At 69.9% G+C, this 22234-nt stretch carries 17 protein-coding genes; 11 read left to right on the plus strand and 6 right to left on the minus strand.

The window, feature by feature from the left end:
* Positions 1-30: 30 nt before the first annotated feature.
* The gene (locus ACWCQ6_RS07610; protein ID WP_451086513.1) at positions 31-510 is read left to right on the plus strand and encodes a hypothetical protein; all 480 of its coding nucleotides are present in this window, start codon (positions 31-33) and stop codon (positions 508-510) included.
* Entirely contained in the window at positions 507-1271 is a 765-nt protein-coding gene (locus ACWCQ6_RS07615; protein WP_451086459.1) for a vitamin K epoxide reductase family protein, read from the plus strand. Before ACWCQ6_RS07610 ends, ACWCQ6_RS07615 begins: the two co-directional genes overlap by 4 nt.
* Here ACWCQ6_RS07615 and ACWCQ6_RS07620 read toward each other — a convergent pair.
* The gene (locus ACWCQ6_RS07620) at positions 1222-2559 is read right to left on the minus strand and encodes a globin domain-containing protein (protein WP_451086461.1); all 1338 of its coding nucleotides are present in this window, start codon (positions 2557-2559) and stop codon (positions 1222-1224) included. The two genes, ACWCQ6_RS07615 and ACWCQ6_RS07620, sit on opposite strands and share 50 nt — an antisense overlap.
* A gap of 241 nt (positions 2560-2800) precedes the next feature.
* Between ACWCQ6_RS07620 and ACWCQ6_RS07625 the strand changes: the two genes are divergently transcribed.
* The gene (locus ACWCQ6_RS07625) at positions 2801-3562 is read left to right on the plus strand and encodes a response regulator (protein ID WP_451086463.1); all 762 of its coding nucleotides are present in this window, start codon (positions 2801-2803) and stop codon (positions 3560-3562) included.
* Between the two features lie 26 nt (positions 3563-3588).
* On the opposite strand, the gene ACWCQ6_RS07630 is transcribed toward ACWCQ6_RS07625, so the two are convergent.
* A complete protein-coding gene (locus tag ACWCQ6_RS07630) occupies positions 3589-5283 on the minus strand; it encodes a sensor histidine kinase (protein WP_451086465.1) in 1695 nt (564 codons plus the stop codon).
* A 466-nt stretch (positions 5284-5749) separates the two neighbouring features.
* Here ACWCQ6_RS07630 and ctaD point away from each other — a divergent pair, with 466 nt between their 5' ends.
* Both ctaD and ACWCQ6_RS07640 read left to right on the plus strand, forming a co-directional pair.
* Entirely contained in the window at positions 5750-7471 is a 1722-nt protein-coding gene (gene ctaD / locus ACWCQ6_RS07635; RefSeq protein WP_451086515.1) for an aa3-type cytochrome oxidase subunit I, read from the plus strand.
* Between the two features lie 62 nt (positions 7472-7533).
* The gene (locus ACWCQ6_RS07640) at positions 7534-7896 is read left to right on the plus strand and encodes a hypothetical protein (RefSeq protein ID WP_451086467.1); all 363 of its coding nucleotides are present in this window, start codon (positions 7534-7536) and stop codon (positions 7894-7896) included.
* Positions 7897-8030: 134 nt separating this feature from the next.
* On the opposite strand, the gene ACWCQ6_RS07645 is transcribed toward ACWCQ6_RS07640, so the two are convergent.
* From ACWCQ6_RS07645 to ACWCQ6_RS07660, 4 genes are all read right to left on the minus strand, one after another.
* Positions 8031-9332: a nickel/cobalt transporter gene (locus ACWCQ6_RS07645; protein WP_451086469.1), complete on the minus strand. Its 1302-nt coding sequence runs from the start codon at positions 9330-9332 to the stop codon at positions 8031-8033.
* A gap of 14 nt (positions 9333-9346) precedes the next feature.
* Positions 9347-12706, minus strand: coding sequence for an outer membrane protein assembly factor BamB family protein (locus tag ACWCQ6_RS07650; protein WP_451086471.1), 3360 nt, complete (start codon positions 12704-12706; stop codon positions 9347-9349).
* Between the two features lie 122 nt (positions 12707-12828).
* Positions 12829-14334 (minus strand): long-chain-fatty-acid--CoA ligase, encoded by a 1506-nt coding sequence (locus tag ACWCQ6_RS07655; protein ID WP_451086473.1) that lies wholly within the window; start codon positions 14332-14334, stop codon positions 12829-12831.
* A 32-nt stretch (positions 14335-14366) separates the two neighbouring features.
* Positions 14367-15452: a TauD/TfdA family dioxygenase gene (locus ACWCQ6_RS07660; protein WP_451086475.1), complete on the minus strand. Its 1086-nt coding sequence runs from the start codon at positions 15450-15452 to the stop codon at positions 14367-14369.
* Between the two features lie 320 nt (positions 15453-15772).
* Between ACWCQ6_RS07660 and ACWCQ6_RS07665 the strand changes: the two genes are divergently transcribed.
* From ACWCQ6_RS07665 to ACWCQ6_RS07690, 6 genes are all read left to right on the plus strand, one after another.
* Positions 15773-16792 carry an AraC family transcriptional regulator gene (locus ACWCQ6_RS07665; RefSeq protein WP_451086477.1) on the plus strand — a complete coding sequence of 340 codons (1020 nt, stop codon included), beginning with the start codon at positions 15773-15775 and terminating at the stop codon, positions 16790-16792.
* A gap of 384 nt (positions 16793-17176) precedes the next feature.
* Positions 17177-18235 (plus strand): 3-keto-5-aminohexanoate cleavage protein, encoded by a 1059-nt coding sequence (locus tag ACWCQ6_RS07670; RefSeq protein ID WP_451086479.1) that lies wholly within the window; start codon positions 17177-17179, stop codon positions 18233-18235.
* Between the two features lie 104 nt (positions 18236-18339).
* Positions 18340-19311, plus strand: coding sequence for a quinone oxidoreductase family protein (locus ACWCQ6_RS07675; protein ID WP_451086481.1), 972 nt, complete (start codon positions 18340-18342; stop codon positions 19309-19311).
* An 85-nt stretch (positions 19312-19396) separates the two neighbouring features.
* Positions 19397-20314: a TauD/TfdA dioxygenase family protein gene (locus tag ACWCQ6_RS07680; RefSeq protein WP_451086483.1), complete on the plus strand. Its 918-nt coding sequence runs from the start codon at positions 19397-19399 to the stop codon at positions 20312-20314.
* A gap of 31 nt (positions 20315-20345) precedes the next feature.
* Entirely contained in the window at positions 20346-21677 is a 1332-nt protein-coding gene (locus ACWCQ6_RS07685; RefSeq protein WP_451086485.1) for an MFS transporter, read from the plus strand.
* Positions 21674-22234, plus strand: coding sequence for an RBBP9/YdeN family alpha/beta hydrolase (locus ACWCQ6_RS07690; protein ID WP_451086487.1), 561 nt, complete (start codon positions 21674-21676; stop codon positions 22232-22234). The genes ACWCQ6_RS07685 and ACWCQ6_RS07690 overlap by 4 nt, the downstream gene beginning before the upstream one ends.

Raw genomic sequence — 22234 nt, forward strand, 5'->3', positions numbered from 1 at the left:
ACGCCGCGGGTGCGCGAGGAGGGAATCATGGTGATCGCAGTCGTCGGGCACAGGGACCTCGGCAACAGGACCCTGGAGCTGGTGGAAGCCGAACTGAGAGCGCGGCTGGACCGCCTGGCGGAAGGCGCCGCCGCCCTGGTACGGGCCGGGGCGGGGCTTCCGTTGGTGTTCGGGCGGGCCGCCCGGGAGGCCGGGCGGAAGCTGACGGTGATGCTGCCCGCTCAGGGCGCGGTTCCCGCCGTGCTGCCCGAGCGGGACCGGTCGGCCGCGGGTGAACTGCTGGTCCTGGCCGAACACGTACGGCTGCTGGCCTTCGATCCGGCCGACCGCGATGCGTGTGTCGGTGCCGATGAACAGCTGGTGGAAACCTGCCGGACCGTGATCGCCGTGTGGGACGGATCGCCGTCGGACGGCCGGGACGCCACCGCGCATCTGGTCGCCTTCGCGCGTGCGCGAGGAATCCGCGTGGAGGTCGTCTGGCCGGACGGGTCCGTACGGGGGCGGGGATGAAGCTGTCGGAGCGCGGGACGGCGAGTGCTGCGGTAGGACTCCGGGCAGGCGAGCCGGTCTGTGCCGGCGCGTCCGGGGCGGGCGACGAGCGGGAGTGCGCCGCGGCTGGGGCGTGTTGCGACAGTAGCGTCGTCCGCCCGGAGGGCGGGGCCGGGCGTTCTGGGCCGGGCAGGACTTCCGAAACACGCCCGAGGCGGGGGTTCGGGTGGCTGCTCGTCGTCACCGCCGCGCTCGGGCTGCTCGGCTCGTTCGTCATCACGATCGACAAGTTCGAACTGCTCGCCGACCCCGGCTTCGTGCCCGCCTGCTCGCTGAGCCCCGTGGTGTCCTGCACCAATGTGATGCGCAGCGAGCAGGCGTCGGCGTTCGGATTTCCCAACCCGCTCATCGGGCTGGTCGCCTTCGGGACGGTGATGGGGACCGGCGCGGGCCTGCTCGCGGGTGCGCGCTACCGGCGCTGGTACTGGTTGGGGCTGAACCTCGGCACGCTGTTCGGTGCAGGCTTCTGCATGTGGCTGATGACACAGGCGCTGTTCGAGATCGGCGCGCTCTGCCTGTGGTGCGTGCTCGTGTGGGTGGCCACCATCTTCATGTTCTGGCACACCACGGTGCACAACCTGCGCCACGGGGTCCTGCCCGCGCCGCGCGCCCTGGTCGCGGCGGTGCTGGAGTTCCCCCTCGTGGTGCCGGTGACCTGGTGCCTGGCCGTCGTCATGCTGATAGCAATCCGGTTCTGGCCGTACTGGCGGACATTTCTGTGACCGCGACCATGTCGGTGACGTCGTGACGGATCTGCTCGGCCGGTACCCCGGCGGCGGCCAGCCGGTCGGAGACTGCCTGCGTCGGCCCGGCCGTGGCGGCCTCGGGGGCCAGCGCCACGAAGGCATGCTGCCGGGCGGCGGCCCCGGGCTGCGGGGGCAGTATCCCGTTCAGGGCCCGCAGTCCGGCACCCGCGAAGCGGGCACTCGCCGCGTCGGCCGCGATGACGGTCAGCCAGGGGCGCTTGTGCCGGAACGCCTCCAGATACGCCGCGTCGTACATCACCTCGGCCGCCGCCATCTCCTCCGGTCCCGCGGGACCCAGCAGCAGCCGTACCCGGTGGGTGCGGGAGCGGTCGGCGTCGATCCGCTGGAGCAGCGACTTCATCGGGGCCCAGCCCGTACCGGAGGCGATCAGCAGCAGGTCCGCGGCCGCAAGGTGATCCGGCAGGGCCAGTGCGCCGCGCGGGGCGCTGAGACGGACGGTGCCGCCCTCCCGCGTACCGTGCACCAGCGCATCGCTCACCCCGTCGGCGCCCCGGGCCCGCACGTGGAACTCCAGTTCGCCGTCCGGATGCGGGGCGCGGGCCAGATAGTAGGGACGCCAGGCCTGCTCCAGCAGCGGCGACTCCAGGGACGCGTACTGCCCGGCCTCGAAGGCGTAGGGCTGATGGGGTCGAACCCGCAGTACCGCGAGATCGGGGGTGCGCAGTTCGTGCGAGGTCACCGTCGCCTCCCAGCTGGGCGGTTCGGCGATCGCCTCGTCCGCGCCCCTGACCATCGCCGAAACGGCCAGCCGCAGCATCCGCAGCCAGGCCTGCTCCAGCGCGTGGGTCCACCGGGCGCCCGCGCGCAGGCGCAGCGCCTCGATCAGCGCCGCCTCGAAGGCCTCGAAGTGCGCGGGGCGCACACCGAGCTTGCGGTGATCACGCCCCAACTGTGCGAAGACGCCGATCATTTCGTCCGTACGGTGCAGATTGCCGATCAGATGGCGGAAGATCCGGGCGAGATGGGCCTGCTGGAAGGCCATCGACTCGGGGAACAACGACCGCAGATACGGGTGCCGTTCGAACAGGATCCGGTACAGCTCGGCGATCAGCTCCTCAAGCGGGTTCACCAGGGGCAGCGTGTCACTGATCAGCCGCTGGTCGGCTGTTCCGTCGTACGCCTGCGGGGCCTCTGCGCTCCACTCCCCGGCGCGGCTGCCGGAGGGGGCCAGGATCCGTCGTCGAAGCCGCATCGCGTCATGCCGTGCGAGCAGTGCGTGGTAGTCCTCGCTCGGGGTGTTCATGGGCCGGTTGCTCCTCGTTGCAGCACAGTGGGGTGGCCGGGAAGGGAGATGTCCGTGGTGCCCGGACGATCTTGGCGGCGTCAGTATGGCACCGCGCCCCACCCGCTGACCGGCCCCTGTTCACAGGGTCTTTCGACCCTGTTCAGATGCCGTTTTCCATGCTGTCGCACCCCGGCGCGGGCAGCCCCGCGGACGGGCACATACTGTTGCCGGACCCCTCCCCGAACCGATCGAGCCCGATGTGAATGAGTTCGCGAATACCCCACCGAGCACGACCCCGTCGAGCACGAACCCGCCGCAGACCGCGGCCCCCGTACGCGTCTTCATCCTCGACGACCACGAGGTCGTCCGGCGCGGCGTACGCGATCTGCTGGAGGCCGAGGGCGACATCGAGGTCGTCGGCGAGGCGTCCGGCGCCCGGGAGGCGCTGGCCCGCGTACCGGCCACCAGGCCGCAGGTCGCCGTGCTGGACGTACGCCTCGGCGACGACCGGGGCGGCGATCACGCCGGCATCGAGGTGTGCCGGGAGCTGCGCGCCCTGATGCCCGAACTCGCCTGCCTGATGCTGACGTCGTTCGACGACGACGAGGCACTGTTCGACGCCATCATGGCGGGCGCCGCGGGGTATGTGCTCAAGCAGATCAACGGAGCCGATCTGATCACCGCCGTACGCAGGGTCGCGTCGGGCACCTCGATGCTCGATCCGCGGACGACCGCCCGCGTGATGGCACGGCTGCGGGGCACCGAGCGGCCGCCTGCCGAGGCGTCGGAGGGATCGGAACTGGACGGACTCACGCCCAGGGAGCGGCAGATCCTGGATCTCATCGGCGAGGGACTCACCAACCGCGAGATCGCGGAACGCCTCTTCCTGGCCGAGAAGACCGTCAAGAACCGCATCTCCTCGATCCTCGCCAAACTGGGCGTGGGCCGCCGGATCCAGGCCGCGATGCTCGTCGGCCGGGTCAAGGACCGCCAGGGGTGGCCGCAGGGACCGAGAGCCTGACGGGAGATCGGACGTGCTTCCGGGCGTCAGTCGTGGAGCGGTGCGCGCCAGATGATCCGGGTGCCGCCGTCCGCCGGCCGTTCGACGGCCAGGGTGCCGCCGCACAGTTCCGCCCGCGTACGCATGTTGGCCAGCCCTCCGAGGCGCTCGGGGGCCGGTTCTCCGGCATCGCCCGCCGCCCCGCTCCCGGGCGCGGTCGTGACACCGTCCCGGATTCCGATGCCGTTGTCGGTGACGGTCAGGGTCACCACGTCGTCGGCCGACAGCACGATGCCGATACGTGTGGCACGGGCATGGCGCGAGGCATTGGACACCGCCTCGGCGGCGACCGCCACCACATGTTCGGCCAGCTCGTCCGGGACCGTGGTGTCCACCGGCCCGTCGATGCGCAAGGAGGGCCGGAAACCGAGGGCACGGGACGCCGTGCGAGCGGTCTCCGCCATCCGGTGCCGCAGCCCGCCACGGCCCGAACCGGTCGCCGTCCGCAGATCGAAGATGGTGGACCGGATGATCCGGATCGTGGTGTCCAGATCGTCCACCGCCCGGCTGACCCGCTCGGCCGCGTCCGGCCGGTCCGCGATGGCACGCGTGGTGCTCTGGAGGGTCATCCCGGTCGCGAAGAGACGCTGGATCGCCAGATCGTGCAGATCGCGGGCGATCCGGTCCCGGTCGTGCATCACGGCGAGTTCCTCGGACTCGGCCCGTCTGCGGGCCAGTTCCAGGGCGATGGCCGCCTGGTCGGCGAAGCCGGAGACGAGCGCGACCTCGGTGTCGTCGAACGGCGGACGGTCCACCGGCCGCCCCAGGCGCAGCGCGCCCCTGGTCTCCGCGTCGACCCGCAGGGGCACCGTCACCACCGGCCCCAGACCGTCCTCGGCACCGTCGCCGAAGGGGTGGGCCCGGGGATCGGTGCGCACATCGGCGCAGTGCACCGGGGTCCCGGTAAGGGCGGCGAGCCCGGCCAGTGAACCCCGCGCGGGGACGGACAGCCCCGTGACGCGTTCGGAGTCCCTGCCGTGGGCGACGGCAACGGTCAGACGGGCCTCGGCCCCGGAGGTCTCCGAAGCCCCGGAGAGGGACGAGGAGGGTGTCGGCAGCAGGATCGCGGCCCGGTCGGCCCCCGCCACCTCCATCGCCCGCTCGGCGATCAGATGCAGTACCTCGTCGGCGTCCGTCCCCGAGAGCAGGGTGCGGGTGATCTCGCCCAGGGCCTCCAGCCGCCGCTCCCGGCGACGGCTCTCGTCGTACATGCGGGCGTTGTCGATGGCTACCCCGGCCGCGATCGACAGGGTGGTCAGCACCGCCTCGTCGTCGGCGTCGAAGCTCACCCCGCCCCGCTTCTCGGTGAGGTAGAGGTTGCCGAACACCTCGTCCCGGACCCGCACCGGCACCCCGAGGAAGGTACGCATCGGGGGGTGGTGGGGCGGAAAGCCGAAGCTGCGCGGATGGCTGCTGAGATCGGTGAGCCGAAGCGGCTCCGGGTGCCGGATCAGCTCGCCGAGGATTCCGCGCCCGCACGGCGTCTGGCCGATCACGGCGGCGAGCTCCTCCGATATACCGACCGGCAGGAACTCCAGCAGTTTCTGCCCGTCCCCGACGATGCCGAGCGCTCCGTACTCCGCGTCGGTCAGGGTCACCGCGGCCTCCACGATCCCGCGGAGCACCTCGGGCAGTTCCAGGCCCCGCCCCAGGCTCATCACGGCATCCAGCAGACTGCGCATCCTGTCCGGCCGGCTGGGCTGGGGCCAGGCCGCCGGGCCGGCGCAGGGGGAGTCGGGCAAGGCCCTGGGTGCTGTCTCTGTCATCGGGATGCCGCTCTCGGGGGTCCGTGTGCCGTATGCCGGGAAATCGCTCACCGGATCAACACAGGGCTGGGACCGGTCCACGGACGGTCAGCCTACGGCAGCCGCCGGGCGCGTCCGGCCGTACGCCGTCGGCTGCGGGGCCGGCCCGGTGAGGCCGGCCGGCTCCCCCGACGACCCGGCGAGTAGGGCCGGTCGGCCCGGCGGCACGTGCCCGTCGGTCCCTGGAGGGCCCCGAGGGGCGCGGCCAGCATGGTGCGGCCGGGAAGGTCCGGTCCCGTCCCCTCGCAAACCGCCGGACCTTTCCGACCGCTCCCCGCCGCCCGTGCGGCCGGGGAGCGCTCGAAGAACCGCAAGAGCTGGAGGACACGGTCCGGTGGACGCAATGGAATCGCAGGGCAACAGAGCCGCCCCCGCACAGGGGCCGAGGCCCCCCGGCCCCCAAGCCGCCACCGCCGACACGCACCCCACCGGGAACGGCCGTTCCTCCCGCGGGCGGATCGTCGTCTCGTGGCTCACCACGACCGACCACAAGCAGATCGGCACGCTCTATCTCGTCACCGCGTTCGTCTTCTTCCTCATCGGCGGCGTGATGGCACTCGTGATGCGCGCGGAACTCGCCCGCCCCGGGACGCAGATCATTTCCAACGAGCAGTTCAACCAGGCATTCACCATGCACGGTTCGGTGATGCTGCTGCTGTTCGCGATGCCGCTGTTCACCGGATTCGCCAACTGGCTCATGCCGCTTCAGATAGGCGCGCCCGACGTGGCGTTCCCACGGCTGAACATGCTGGCGTACTGGCTTTTCCTGTTCGGTTCACTGATCGCCGCCGCGGGGTTCCTCACCCCTCAGGGCGCCGCCGACTTCGGGTGGTTCGCCTACGCCCCGCTGTCCGACGCCACGCATTCACCGGGCATCGGAGCCGACATGTGGATCATGGGGGTGGCGCTCTCCGGCTTCGGCTCCATTCTCGGCGCGGTCAATTTCATCACCACCATCATCTGCATGCGTGCCCCGGGAATGACCATGTTCCGGATGTCGATCTTCACCTGGAACGTCCTGCTGACCGCCGTACTCGTCCTCCTGGTCTTCCCGGTCCTGGCCGCGGCGCTCTTCGCGCTGGAGATGGACCGCAAGTTCGGCTCGCACATCTTCGATCCGGCCAATGGGGGCGCGCTCCTGTGGCAGCACCTCTTCTGGTTCTTCGGCCATCCCGAGGTCTATGTACTGGCCCTGCCGTTCTTCGGAATCGTTTCCGAGATCGTCCCGGTCTTCTCCCGGAAGCCGATGTTCGGCTACATCGGTCTCGTCGCCGCCACGATCGCCATCGCCGGACTGTCCGTCACCGTCTGGGCCCACCACATGTATGTGACCGGTGGGGTGCTGCTGCCCTTCTTCTCCTTCATGACCTTCCTGATCGCCGTACCGACGGGGGTGAAGTTCTTCAACTGGATCGGCACGATGTGGAAGGGATCGCTCTCCTTCGAGACGCCGATGCTGTGGACCACCGGATTCCTGATCACCTTCGTATTCGGCGGACTGACCGGAGTCATCCTGGCCTCGCCGCCGCTCGACTTCCATGTCTCCGACTCGTACTTCGTCGTCGCTCATTTCCACTACACGCTCTTCGGTACGGTCGTGTACGCGATGTTCGCCGGATTCCATTTCTGGTGGCCGAAGTTCACCGGGAAGATGCTCGACGAGCGCCTCGGCAAGATCACGTTCTGGGTGCTGACGGTCGGCTTCCACCTCACGTTCCTCGTGCAGCACTGGCTCGGAGCCGAAGGAATGCCTCGCCGGTACGCGGACTATCTCGCCGCCGACGGTTTCACCGCTCTCAACACCCTTTCCACCATCGGGTCGTTCCTGCTCGGGCTGTCCTTCCTGCCCTTCTTCTACAACGTCTGGAGGACCAGCCAGTACGGCAAGAAGGTCACCGTCGACGACCCCTGGGGATACGGCCGCTCCCTGGAATGGGCCACGTCCTGCCCGCCGCCCCGGCACAACTTCACCTCCCTGCCCCGTATCCGCAGCGAGTCCCCGGCCCTGGATCTGCACCACCCGGAGATCGCCGCACTCGAACTCGAACCCGCCGTACCGCACTGACCCTTCCTGCTCCGCTCTTTCGGCCCCGTCCCCGCAAGCCCGCCCTCAGGAGAGTGCTGCCGATGTCCCACGGTGTTCTGGCGGTCGGTGTCGTCGTGTTCCTCGCGGCCGGCAACGTCTGGTACCTGCCCGCCTATGTCGACCTGCGGGCGGGCCAGGACCGGCCGCGCTCCCGGCGGCCGGCCGCGGTCGCCGTGCTGACCGGGTGGGGCTCGGCGGCCCTCACGATGTTTCTGCTGCTCGTGCCGGTCGCCCGGGTCCTGGCCGCGCTGCCGGCGATCGCGGGCGGCGCGGCCGTGGTGTGCCTGGCCGTCCAGGCACGGCTGCGACGGGGCCAGGAACAGCGTGAGGAGGAGGCGCGCTGGTCCACGCTCTTTCCGGTACGGACCGCCGGCCCGGCCGGGACCACCGAGGACGAGCGGTGAGCGCTCCGTGGTCCCGGTCCCGGGACCACGGAGCGCCGGCGGGCGAAGCCGGATGTGGAGGATCTTCGTCCGCCGGTACCGCTCCGTCGGCCGGGCTCCGCCCGCGGGTCGGTCGACGGTTTCTTCAAGCCCCTCTACGGTGCCAGAAGCCGTACCGCCGCGAGCGCCGAGGCCACCGTGCCGCCGGCCACCACCGCCGAGGCGGCGAACAGCGGAATCCTCGGGGTCCAGGTGCGCAGCAGCGAGGAACGGGAGACACGGTCCAGCAACGCGTCACGGCCGCGCAGCACGATCAGTCCGACACCCGTCAGGGTGAGGGCCATACCCGCGCCGAAGGAGGCCACCATCGCGAGGGCGAAACCGGCCCTGCCCGTGAGCAGCCCGGTGAGCAGGACCAGGAAGGCGGACGGCGAGGGCAACAGGCCGCCGGACGCACCGAGCAGGGCCAGCCCGCGCCAGGTGAGCAGCGAGGGGGCGTCGGGGATCTCGTGGCTGTGACCGTGGCCGTGCCCACTCGCGTCGTGGCCGTCGGGCGAATGACGGTGCCCGTGCCGGTGCTCGTGCTCATGCCCGTGCTGGTACTCGTGCTCGTGCTTGTGACGGTGGCCGCGGTGACGCAGATTCCGCCGCAGCAGGCCCGCACCCACCCCTGCCACCACCAGTGCGGCGGCCAGTTGCAGCCATTCCGTCAGCGCCTTCATGTCAGGCGCGTTCTTCGCCGCCAGCCACCAGCCGATCGCGAGGACGGTGACCGAGAGCGTGTGCATCACGGCGACGACGCCTCCGAGCCACACCGCGTCCCGCGGTCTGCCCCGGCCGCCCACCAGATATCCGGCGGCCAGCGACTTGCCGTGCCCGGGAGCACAGGCATGCAGCGCGCCCACGGCCGCCGCTACGAGCAGCGCCATCGGAAGGGCCACCCCGCGGTCCAGCAGCGAGCTCAGATCAGTGGTCCAACTCCCGCCGGAGGAGACCGAGTCGGCTTGTGCGTCGGATTTCAGCGCGAGCGTGCGCGTCGGCTCCTTCGCCGTGTGCAGTCCTCCGCCGCCCGCATCGGTCACCGACAGCGTTCGGTAGGCGGCATCGGTGTCCGTCAGCGCGGTGACCGTCAGCGTGATCCGGTCCACCGGATGCGGGCAGGAGAAGTGGAGCGTCATGCCGTCCACCCGGTCCGCCGGGCAGGGGCTGCCGTCCTGGCGTACGACGATGTGCGCGCGCAGATAGCCCGTCACATCGCCGCCGGAGCTCTTCCGCAGGACGGCGACGTCGTCCTGCTGCGCGGACCAGGTCGCGTTCACGGCGGAGGGGCCCGCCGCCTCGACCCTGACGACGGGGGGTGTGCCGAAGGGGTGCGCCAGGGCCGTCCCCGCACTGCCGAACAGCAGCGCGGGAACGGCGGCCAGCAGGAGCAGCACCCCGGTGCGGAGTGATCGCACGGTGGTGCTTCCTCTCAGTTCCGGCGCGCGGCCAGTGCGTGGACCGTGCCGTCGTCCGTGAGGACGAAAACCCAGTCACCACTGACGGAGAGGGCCGAGGCGACGCCTGCGCCGAGGTTGTACGCGGCGAGCTGCCGGCCGGTGGCACGGTCCAGGACGAGCAGGCGCCCGTCCCACGTCCCCACATACACCAGTGACTCTGTCACCAGCGGATGCATCGTCGGCGAACCGTCGCCGACCGAACACCCCATGGCGACCCGCCATTTGTCGTCCAGTGGACTCTTCCCGGGCAGATAGCCGGACTTGGTCTCCCACACCGGCTCCGAGGGATCGGCCGCGCTCGTGTCGTAGGCGCGTACGACACCGTCCCGTCCCGCCACGTAGGCCGTGCCGCCCCGGACGGCCGGGCTGGTGAGCGGGGCGCTGCCCGGCTCGCAGGTGCTGCTGCCGCCCATCGCGGACTCCCAGGTCACCGCACCCGTCGCCGGGTCGTGCCCGCGGGTGCCGGAGGCGGTGAAGGTGACCAGCTGAGCCGGGCCCGACGCGGGATCGGTGAGCACGGGCGACGAGTGGCTGTCGATGCCGCCCGCGGTGTCCTTCACCCACAGCTGCTTGCAGCTCGTCAGGTCCATGGCGATGACCGTGTTGCTCGACGAGGAGTGCAGATAGGCGGTGTCGGAACCGGGTTCGCGCACCGCGGTGCTGTGGGACTGACCCCAGGAGGCGGCGGCGCCGAAGCCGCCGGGCAACAGGGTGCCGGTCTTCGCGTCACGGCAGCGGACGGTGTCCCAGTCCTGGTAGACGGCCACCGTGCGGTCCTGGCCGGTGAGTGCGAAGACACTGACCGGACCGCCCGCACGGCCGTAGCGGCGCACCGTGTCGCCGTGCTGCTCCTCGCGGTCGACCGACTCCCAGGCGACATGGCCGTCCCGGACGTCCAGTGCGTAGATCCGTCCGACACCGGTCGTCAGATACACCCGTCCCTTGTGGAGCGTGGGCGCCGATTCGGCGTCGCCGTCCAGGTAGGTACGCCAGATCTCCCGCCCGGATTCGATGTCGTAGGCCAGCATCATGCTGTACGGGGAGTCGAACGCGCGGGACGAGACGATCACCTTGCCGTCCGCGACCACCGAGCCGTTCAGGTTGAACTGCTCGCCGGTGTGCCGGGCCCACTTCAGATCCAGTGCGGTGCCCGGCTCGTCGGCGGCCGAGGACCGCCCGGCCTCGTCGCCGCCCTGCCGGAGCCAGTTCTGCCCGGCCCTCGGCTCGGAGAGCTCGGACTGCCGTACGACGTCGAAGGTGCTTCCGAGCGCGGGAAGCGCGGGGAACGCCTTGCCCCGGGTGTCGTACACGGTCGTGCTGGCGGTGTACGTGCCGGGCCGCAGCCCGTGCAGTGTGCTGCTCGCCCGGGTCCACGCCCCGCGCGCGTCGGGGCACGGTTCGGGCCTGCCGCCCGGCGGGGTGTAGCAGTTCTCGATGCCGGGCCTGCCGGGTTCCCGGCCGAAGCGCAGGCCGGTCCGCTTCACGACGTGCCCGCGGCTGTCCCGAACGGTCAGCGAGGCCCTGGCCGGGGTGCGGCCGTCGTCCTCGGCGTACACCTCGACGGGGACTCCGGCCGAGCCGTGCACGCTGCGCGGTGCGGGGCTGACCAGCGCGCTGTCGTCGTCGATGTCGAATTGCCGGTGGATACCGGTGACATGGCCGGTGTCCTCGTTGCGGCGGGTGCGCGGATCGTCCGTGATTCTGCTGAAGTCCAGCACCTTGTAATCGGGGTGGGCGCCGTCGATTCCGTAGGTGCCCTGGTTGTTGATCTCCACGGACCGCTCGAAGGCACCACGGCGGAACTCGGCCTGCTGGTTGTGGCCCGCCGCGACCAGCCGGACGTCGTACTTGGCCAGCTCGTCGATCGTCGGCTGCATGCCTGCGCCAGGGCCCCACTGGGTGAACAGCGAGCGATGTGCGAAGACGAGCACCTGCTTGCCGACCGCGTGCCGGGCCAGGTCCCTGCGCAGCCACTCCAGCTGCGGCTTCAGCCCGCTCGCGTCGTAGTTGTCCTCAAGGACGACGATGTGGCGGCCGTTGCGGTCGAAGCTGTACCACTCCGGGGCCAGGTTGCGGCGGTAGTACTCCAGACTGCCGGCGTAGCCCTGGGAGGTGGCCGTGCCGCCGAAGTCGTGGTTGCCCATGACCGGGTAGAAGGGGTGGCCGAGCCGCCCCTGCTCCAGGCCCTTGCTGAAGATGTCGTACGCGGCCTGGCGGCGCGGCTCGGCGGCGTAGTCCGTGACGGTGAGGTCGCCGGTCGCGATCTGCATCGTCGCACCGTCGACCTCGGACATGGCCTGGACCTGTCCCGTCCACTGGGGCAGCGCCGTGCGCGCCTGGGCGTCGCTGACGTTGCTGACCTCGGGGTCGGAGTTCATGACCCAGGTCTCGGTCGGGTCGGAGGCATGGCGGTCCGGTACGAGCGCGAAGTCGACGTCCCTGCCGCCGGTCTCGGGGACCTTGTGGAAGAACTGCGGGATGTAGTCCTTGCGCAGGGCGGGCGTATAGCCGTCGGGCGAGACGATGCTGACGATGTCGGTCTCGCGCCGGCTCGGATCGATGGCGAGGGAGTACGAGCCGTCGGCGCCGGTCGTGGTCCACACGGCGCCGTCGGTGACATCGATGCCGGACATGGCACGCTCCCGCTTGTCCCGCCTGCCGTTGCCGTTGGCGTCCTTGAAGACGGTGCCCTCGACGGTGACGGTGGACGGTGCCGTGTCGTCGGCGAAAGCCGCCTGCGGAGCGAGGCAGGACAGAGCGACGGCACCCGTGGTGGCGAGCTGGAACCGGCGGCGTGTCGGCGACGACCGAAGCAGGGCAGGCAGTCGCAGCGCGGCGAGTACCAGCGCGAGAGCGGCCGCCGCTGTCAGTGCGACGGTGAGCCACGGGAAGCGGGGCAGGGCGTGCGCGCCTTCGGCGTCGACCAGCGGCGTGGCAGCGGTGGCATCGACCGCCGTTCCGTCGAACTCGACGACGACCTGGGTCAGTCCGCCCTTGTCGATGAGCGGGCTCAGATCGAGCGCGTCGATGTGGCAGCTCCACGCCAGCTCGATCACGACCCCGCCGGGCACCCCGCCGTTGTCGCCCGGAACGCCGGAGCCGCCGGCCGGGCAGTCGGCCGCGAGCAGCCCGGTCGCCCACGCTCCGGCCTGCTCCGGGGACACGAGGCCGCGGTGGACGACGAGGCGGCCGCTGGTGACGTCGTCCCCGGTGGCGACGACGAGTTCTGCATGCTGGCGCGAGACATGCGCCAGCGCCGGCTGGGTGCCGACTCCCAGTGCGAGGAACAGCAGCGCCAGACAGAGCCCGGCCGCTGTGCGTATATGTTTCATATAAGCGGACGCTAGCCAACGGTCGCGGCTGTTCGATCAAGATCGAACGGTTTTCATCAAGCCGTCCACGAGAGTTCAGTTGCGATCCCCAGTCGTCGGGTCCGGCGCGGAACCGGATCGGTTCAGTCCTCGAACGCCTGGTGCTCCAGGGCGATCTCGCGCTTGAGGATCTTGCCCGTGGCACCCTTGGGGAGTCCGTCGGTGAACGTGACGATCCTGGGGTACTTGTAGGCGGCCACACGCTGTCTGACGTAGTCGCGCAGTTGATCGGCCGTCGCCCGTTCGCCGTCCCGGAGGGTGACCACGGCGGCCACCTCCTCCCCGTGCGTCCGGTGCGGCACGCCGACCACCGCCGCCTCGGCGACGGCAGGGTGTCCGTAGAGCACTTCCTCGATCTCGCGCGGGTAGACGTTGTATCCGCCGCGGATGATGAGGTCCTTCTTCCGGTCGACGACGAAGTAGTAGCCGTCCTCGTCGACCCGGGCGAGATCACCGCTGTGGAACCACCCGTCCCGGATGGCTTCCGCGGTCGCACCGGGACGGTTCCGGTAGCCCTTCATGACGTTCTCGCCGCGGATCGCGATCTCACCGACCTCACCCGGACCGACCGTGCTGCCGTCGTCCGCGACGAGCCTCAGTTCCACCCCGCGGACGGGCAGCCCGATCGAGCCGGCCTTGCGTGGCCGGTCCGGAGGGTTGAACGCGGCGACCGGAGAAGTCTCGGAGAGCCCATAGCCCTCCAGCACGGTGACGCCGAATTCCCGCTCGAAGCCGTGGAGTACGTCGACCGGCAGGGAAGCACCGCCGGAAACGGCCAGGCGCAGCCGCGAGAGGTCATGGCCTTCGGGGATCTCGGCCCGGAGCAGGGCCGTGTACATCGTGGGGACGCCCAGGAAGACGGTGGCCCCGTCCCGGTGCATGACCTCCAGCGCCTTCGCCGGATCGAATCGCGGCAACAGGGTCAGGGTGGCGCCTGCGGCGACGGCCGTGTTGAGGGCGCAGGTCTGCCCGAAGGCGTGGAACAGTGGCAGGCCGCCGAACAGTACGTCGCCCGGCCCGACGGGGATCAGCGTCTCGACCGTGGTGGCGGCGTTGGTCATCAGATTGCGGTGGGTCAGTTCGGCGCCCTTCGGGGTCCCCGTCGTGCCCGAGGTGTAGAGGATCACGGCGGTGTCGTCCGCACCCCGCTCGACGATCCCGGGCACCGGCTCGGCGGACCGCACCAGGGCGCGGGACGACGCCGGGTCAGTGATCAGGCATTCGGCCCCTGCCGCCGCGGCGGCCGTCGTGGCCTCGCCGGCGAACAGCGGGGACGCCACCACGATGCGGGATCCGGAATCCAGGAGAGTGAACTCGATTTCACGGGCTTTCAGCAGTGGGTTCATCGGAACCACTACGGCGCCTGCGCGGAGGATGCCGTAGTACGCGATCGGAAAGCAGATGACGTTGGGCACGACCAACGCCACCCGATCGCCCGGCCGGACACCCCTGGCGCACAACAGACTGGCGAACCGGGCGCTCGCATGGTCGAGTTGGGCATAGGTGAGGACGGTCTCGTCCTGTCGTACGGCGATGCGGTCGCCACCGGCGGAGGCGGATTCCGCCAGGAGCGAGGCGAGGTTGTTCATTCGGCTTCCCCTTCGAACTGAGCTGATGACGGTCACCATGGGCCGCGGGCGCCGAAGGGGCCCGCGGGGTTCTGCTTCGCGATCACGTCGCGCGGGGTGATCCCGCCGCGGCCGGGGCGGTCGCAGGCGCTGCGCGGATTCCCCCAGAAGCCCGGCGGCAGGTCGCGTCCCTGCCGCAGGGCCAGCCACAGCCGCAGCACGTGGCGCTTCAGCTCGGGTGCGGAGAAGTCCTCGTACTCCGTGCGGGAATGGAGAACCGCATGGTTGTTGAGAAGCAGCAGATCACCGGCCTCGAAGTCGATGTCGAGCCGGAATTCCGGCGACTCGGCCAGTTCGTCGATGAGGTCGAACAGCTCCACATCCGCCGGCTCCAGGCGGGGAACATCGGAGAAACGCTGTGCGGACTCGACGTAGCAGCGGTTGTACCGCACGCTCAGCTTCCCTCCGTTCCAGAAAGCGAACGGCACTGCGGAGTAAGGGAGTTCACCGCGAGACTGTTCCTCCCGGCGGTCGAGGAAGTGTGTGCGGTACAGGCGCTCGACCAGGTCCGGCCGCCGCGCCAGCACGGCGTTGTAGAGCGCCGCCGAGCTGACGACGGCTGTCCGTGCGCCGGTGCGCGCCGCTCGCAGGCACAACAGCCCCAGGACATCGGAACCGTCGGTGTGAAACGGGAGCCGCGCCCTTGTCTGATAGCCGCGTGTCGCGGGGTCGGCCAAGGTGGCGCCGGTGTCCCGGGCATGACCGAGCATGTGGCCCGCGGCGTTCTGCGACACCGGGACGCCCAGGTGCTGACCCAGCCCCCAGAAAACGGTGCTCGCCGCCGCCCGGCCGTACTGTTCGACCGGAATGCGTTTGACGAGTACGAAGCCCCGCCCGTTCTCCAGTACGTCGGAGAGTCGGGCCAGTTCGCCGGCCAGGGTCGGCAGCGGGAAGTCGTCGGCGGTCACCTTCAGAAGCGGAAGGCCACGCTCACGCACCGACCGCAGAGCCGCGTCGAGTTCGCCGGTCTGCGTCGGCGACAGTCTCAGGACCCACTCGGTGGAGTCCGCCAGATCCGGGCCCTTCCACACTGCCGGCCCCGCACAGGGCCGGCGCAGCATATTGTCCACGCTCGTCATACCGGCCTCACTCGGGTCGTGCATCCGTCCGGCCGGAAACCTGCTCCTTTCCGCGCGGAAGAATTCCGCGGGTCCGAATCAGGTCATTTTGTCGAGAGTCATTCACCTGCATGGGATTCCCTGCCGATTTTCCAGAGGGCTGGTCAATGTTCGGAGTATTTGTCATGGTGCTCTCCGCAGGATTTCCGATCGGCCGGGACGCCGAACCCGGGAGGCTGCCTCCATCGCGGTGCTGCAACGCTAGGTCACGGCCTGGCGCATCGCTTTACTTGAGGTGACATCGTACTTACCATTTGGGGACAGAGCCTTGGAGTGCGCCGTTGAAGCCACTGGTCCGCAATGCAGCGCTGAACAGCTACGTCGAGCTCAGCCAGTCCCTCGGCATCGATCCGCAGGTGCTGATGAAGAGCGTCGGTCTGGACCCCGTGGGTCTCACCGTCCAGGACAGATGGATCTCCGGCGTGGCCGCGGCCCAGTTGCTCGAACTCTCCGCGGCGGCCTCGCGCCGCGAGGACTTCGGCCTGCTCCTCGCCGAACGCCGCCGCTTCGCCAACCTCGGGCCGATCAGCCTGGTCATCCGCGAGGAGCCCGATGTCCGCAGCGCACTCGGGCTGCTCATGCGGCATGACTACATGTATAACGAAATGCTCCGGGGCCGAGTCTCCGAGGTGAACGGCCTGGCCACCCTCAAGGTGGGGCTGGAGCTGGGTGAGGCAATGGAGGCCCGGCAGGCCAAGGAGCTGGCCGTGGGTGCCTTTCATGGTTTTCTCCGGACGTTCCTCGGCGCCAGGTGGCAGCCGGTATCCGTATGTTTCACGCACAGCGCCCCCAAAGATCTCAGTACTTATCGGCGCATTTTCGGCCGGATGGTGGAATTCGACCAAGAATTCACCGGGATCGTCTTCTGCGCGAGCGACCTCGATACTCCCAATGCGATGTCGGATCCGCTGCTCCGGAACTACGCACAGCAGTATTTCGAGTCCATCGCGGTCTCACGGGACACGTCTGTGCCGGACCGTGTGCGAGAGCTGATCGAAGTCCTGCTGCCGAGCGGGCGCTGTTCGATCGAGCAGGTCGCGTCCAGCCTCGGCGTCGACCGGAGAACCGTCCACCGGCACCTGGCCGGCTCGGGAGAGACGTTCTCCTCGCTCCTCAACGCGACGCGTACCGAGCTCGCGGAGCAACTCGTGGCGAACCCGCGCCGCTCGCTGACGGAGATCTCCGGGCTGCTGGGATTCTCCGGGCCGAGCGGCTTCTCCCGCTGGTTCCGTGAGCAGTTCGGCAGCAGCCCGAGGCAGTGGCGCATGGGGAGGACCGGGCAGCAGCACGTCGGCGAGTAGTGATCACCGACGATCGGGAGCCGGACCCGCAGCGGCCCGGCCGCCCCGCCCCGCCCCGGGCTGGGCCGGGCCGGGGTGGCGCCGACGGGAGCAGGGCCTGTCCCCAAGTGACAAGTGGGCTGTCACCCAGGGGAAAGCGCGGCGTGTAACCCGCGCTTAACGTTGCATTACCGCAGGGGATACAGACGGCCCCCACAAGGGCGAGCAGGACCCCTGCTCGCAGCCGAGAGCCCCCTCCGGACCCGCTGATCGAATCCGAGCCGCCCAGCGGGCCCGGGAACCCCGCACGCGAGCTCGCTGATCCCCGCACCAGGCCGTTCGGGCCACGCATGACGGGCAGTGACGCGCGGCGAGTGAAGCCCCGTCCGACAAAGGAGATGGACCGTGCACTTCCTCGACGATTCCCTCTATCCGGAGAACCAGGAGAAGCTGGTGATCCAGGCGGCCCCCTACGGGCCGGAGTGGCTGCCCGGTGACGCCGACGACCTCCCGCTCACCATGGACGAGCATGTGCAGGCGGCGGTCGACTGCTACAACGCCGGCGCCACGGCACTCCACATCCACGTGCGCGAGCTGGACGGCCACGGCTCCAAGCGCATGTCCATGTTCAACGAGCTGATGGCCCGGCTGCGCGAAGCCGTGCCGGACATGATCCTCCAGATCGGTGGGTCGATCTCCTTCGCCCCCGAGGACGAGGGCGCCGATGCCAAGTGGCTGAGCTACGACACGCGCCACCTGCTGGCGGAGATCACCCCCAGCCCGGACCAGGTGACGATCGCGATCAACACCAACCAGATGAACATCGTCGAACTCTTCGACGACGAGGACATCGACGGCACCTCGATGGCCAAGCCCGCGTACTACAAGGCCTACCGGGACATGGTGGTCGAGGCGGGACCGGACTTCTACCTGGAGCACCTGGAGCGACTGCGCGCCAACGGCGTCCAGCCGCACTTCCAACTCGCCAACATGGCACAACTGGAGACCGTGGAACGGCTTGTCCGCAAGGGCGTCTACAACGGGCCGATGGTGCTCAACTACGTCGCCATCGGCGGCGGGTTCGCCGGCCGGCATCCGGCCGACCTGATCGAGTTCATCCGACGCGTCCCGGACGGCGCCGTGCTCAGCATCGAGGCGTCCATGCGCGCGGTGGCGCCGATGAACGCGATCGGCATCGCCCTGGGCACGCACGTACGCGTGGGCAACGAGGACAACCTCTGGCGGCGCAAGGGCGAGCGGATGTCCTCCGTGCAGCAGGTCGAGCAGATGGTCAAGATCGCCGACGCGCTCGGCCGTGAGATCGCCACCGGGCCGGAGGCGAAGAAGATCTACAAGCTCGGTGAGTGGTACGCGGACACCGACGAGACCCTGGACCGGCTCGGCATGGTGCCCAACCGCCGCCCCGGCCGGCGCGGATTCATGCTGCGCGACATCAAGAACTGACCCACCCCCCACCAGGCGGTCCCGGGGCAGATACGGCATCCGTCCCGGCCGATCCGGGTCGCCCCGCGACCGCCGTACCCGCACACGAGCGAACGGAGCAACCCGTGGCACACGCCATCCGCTTCCATGAGACCGGCGGCCCCGACGTCATGCGGTGGGAGGAGGTCCCCGTCGGCGACCCGGGTCCGGGCGAAGTACGGATCCGGCACGTCGCCGTCGGACTCAACTTCGCCGACACCTACTTCCGCTCCGGTCTGTACCCGGCCCCGCTGCCCGCGGGGCTCGGCGTCGAGGCCGCCGGTGTGGTCGAGGCCGTGGGCGGGGGGGTGACACAAGTCGCCGAGGGCGACCGCGTCACCTACACCGGCAGTCCGCTGGGGGCCTACAGCACCGAGCGGGTCATGCCCGCCGGGTCGCTGATCAAGCTGCCGGACGGCATCAGCTGCGAGACCGCCGCCGCGATGACCATGCGCGGCCTCACCTCGGCCTATCTGCTGCGCCGGATCCATCCGCTGAAGCCCGGCGACACCGTGCTGCTCCACGCGGCGGCGGGAGGCGTCGGCCTGATCTTCTCCCAGTGGGCGAAGCTGCTCGGAATCAATGTGATCGGCACGGTCTCCAGCGAGGAGAAGGCCGAGATCGCCCGCGCACACGGCTGCGACCACATCATCCACTACCGCCGCGAGGACGTGGCCGCGCGGGTGCGGGAACTGACCGACGGCGCAGGGGTCCCCGTCGTCTTCGACAGCATCGGCAAGGACACCGTCGCCGGTTCCATGGCCTCGCTCCGGCGCCGCGGCCTGCTGGTGTGCTTCGGCACGGCATCCGGCGTGCCGCCCCTCGACGCCATGCAACTCGCCGTCCACGGCTCCCTGTTCGTGACCCGGCCCGCGCTGGCCGACTACATCGCCGAACCTGCGGAGCGGGACGCCCTGGCGAGCGAACTGTTCGGGCACGTCGCGTCCGGACGTATCAAGATCCAGATCAATCAGCGCTACTCACTCCAGGACGCGGTACACGCACACCGCGATCTGGAAGCGGGACGGACCACGGGATCATCCGTCTTCGTCCTGTGAACACTCCGTGCCGCGCACCTCGAGAACGCCGTGCCCGGCACTTCTGAACACGCTGTGCCTCGCACCTCACCCCAGGAGTGAACACATGCCTCAATCAGTCCGCCCGAGGGAACACGCGCCCGCCCTGGTGCGGCCGGGCGTCCTCCGTACATCGATCAAGGCCGAGCCGCTGACCTGCACCATCGGCGCCGAGCTCTTCGGAGTGAACCTCGGCGACGCCTCGCGCGACGACGACCTGTTCGCCGAGGTCAGGGAATTGCTGCTGAAGTACAAGGTCCTGTTCCTGCGGGACCAGGACATCACACGGGCCGAGCACGTCGCCCTCGCCTCGCGCTTCGGCCCGCTGGAGGACCACCCCGTGGCCGGCAGCGATCCCGACCATCCGGGGCTGGTCCGCATCTACAAGGACCTGGACAGCAAGCCCGAGCACTACGAGAACGCGCTTCACTGCGACGGGACCTGGCGCGAGTGCCCGCCCATGGGGGCCGTGCTGCGCTGTGTGGAAGGACCCGAGGTCGGCGGAGACACGGTCTGGGTCAACATGGCGGAGGCCTACCGGAGGCTGCCGGAGCACATCAAGACACAGATCGCGGGTCTGCGCGCACGGCACAGCATCGAGGCGAGCTTCGGTGCCGTCATGCCCATGGAACAGCGCCACCGGCTGAAGGCCCGGTACCCGGACGCGGAACACCCGGTGGTGCGCGCCCACCCGGAGACCGGTGAGCAGATCCTCTTCGTCAACGCGTTCACCACCCACTTCGTCAACTTCCACACGCCCGACAACGTGCGCTTCGGCCAGGACCACGCGCCCGGGGCGAACAACCTCATGAACTACCTGATCAGCCAGGCGGCCGTCCCCGAGTACCAGGTGCGCTGGCGCTGGACGCGGAACAGCTTCGCCATCTGGGACAACCGCTCCACCCAGCACTACGCCGTCCAGGACTACTGGCCCGCCGTCCGCAGGATGGAGCGCGCCGGGATCGTCGGCGACAGACCCTTCTGAGCCCCCGACCGGAGACGAGAAGGTGACGCCAATGGGAGTTCACACCGCCGGCACGGCAGTGCCCGGCACGTCTCACGCCACGCCGGCCGTATCCCGTGGGTACGCCCGGCTGGTGTTCGCGCTGAGTTTCGGGCTCCTGCTGATCGACTACATGTCGCGGCAGGTCCTCAACGCGGTCTTTCCCCTGCTGAAGGCGGAGTGGCTGCTCGCCGATGCCCAACTGGGTTCGCTCAGCGGCATCGTGGCCCTGATGGTGGGTGTGCTCACCTTCCCCCTGTCGCTCCTGGCGGACCGCTGGGGCCGGGTCAGGAGCCTGGTCGTCGCCGCGACGGTGTGGAGCCTGGCGACGCTGGGCTGCGCCGTCGCGGCGAGCTACGGCCAGATGTTCCTGGGGCGGTTCATGGTCGGTGTCGGCGAGGCGGCCTACGGGAGTGTCGGCATCGCGGTGGTCCTCAGCGTCTTTCCCGTCACCCTGCGGGCCACGCTCTCCGGCGCGTTCATCGCGGGAGGCGCCTTCGGATCCGTGCTGGGTGTGTCGATCGGTGGCGTCGTCGCCCAGCACCTCGGCTGGCGCTGGGCGTTCGGGGTCATGGGGATCGCCGGACTGGTGATGGCCGCCGTCTACGGCATCGTGGTCAAGGAGAAGCGACTGGGGCCGGGGGCCGTCGGCGGCGGTGGCCCATCCGGCGGACGCGCCCCGGTCCGGACCTTGCTGCCGCGGCTGTTCTCCTCGGTCTCGGTGCTCTGCGCCTACATCGGCAGCGGTCTTCAGATGTTCATCGCGATGGCCCTGCTCGCCTGGATGCCCAGCTTCCTCAATCGCTATTACGACATGCCCACCGCGAAGGCCGGCGTGGTGGCCGGGGCCTTCGCACTGATCACAGGGGCGGGCATGATCCTCTGCGGGTTCGTCACCGACCGCCTCAGCCGGCGGATCCGCGGCCGGAAGTGGACCGTTGCGATCATCTGCAGTCTCGGGACGCTCGTGCTGTTGACGGCCGGATTCCACCTGCCGGTCGGCCCGTGGCAGCTGCTGCTGATCGGCGCCGGGACCCTGCTGTCCAACGCCACGGCCGGCCCGGCGGCGGCCATGGTGGCGAATCTGACCCCTGCCGCCGTCGCGGCAACGGCCATGGCCACCCTCACCCTGGCCAACAGCCTGCTCGGGCTTGCCCCGGGGCCCGCGGTGACGGGCATGCTCGCGGACCGCATGGGCCTGCTCGGCGCACTGCGCCTGGTCCCGTTCGTCGCGGTCCTGAGCGGCGTGGCCTTCGTCATCGGCAAGCTCCGCTACGAGCACGATCTGCGCCGCTCGACCCTGCTTCCCGCCGTGACTCTCACGAATCCGGAGCTGTCCACATGAATCCCACCGCAACACCGACGGTCGTCTTGGTCCCCGGACTGCGCGATCACGTGCCGGACCACTGGCAGACCATCCTCGCCGGCAGGATCGCCGGCGCCCGGACCGTTCCGCCGCTGACAAGCGGCAGGCTGAGCTGCGGAGCCCAGGTCACCGCGCTGGACGACGTGCTGGCGGACATCTCCGGTCCGGTCGTCGTGGTCGCCCACAGCGCCGGAGTCATGACCGTCGCACACTGGGCGCGACAACACCGGCGCCCGATCGAGGGGGCGCTGCTGGCGGCGCCCCCGGACTTCGGCACGCCGCTGCCCGAGGGCTACCCCACTCAGGAGGCCCTGCGCGAGAACGGCTGGCTTCCCGTGCCGCTGGCGCCCCTGCCCTTCCCCAGCATCGTCGCCGCGGGCACCGACGACCCCCTGTCCGCTTTCGAGCGCGTCGCCGATCTCGCCAGGGCGTGGGGGAGCCGCCTCGTGAATCTCGGCCAGGTAGGACACCTCAACCCCGCATCCGGCTACGGCGAATGGCCCCGGGCCGAAGAGCTCGTCCGCGAGCTCGGCTGA

Source organism: Streptomyces sp. NPDC001880, assembly GCF_053594575.1.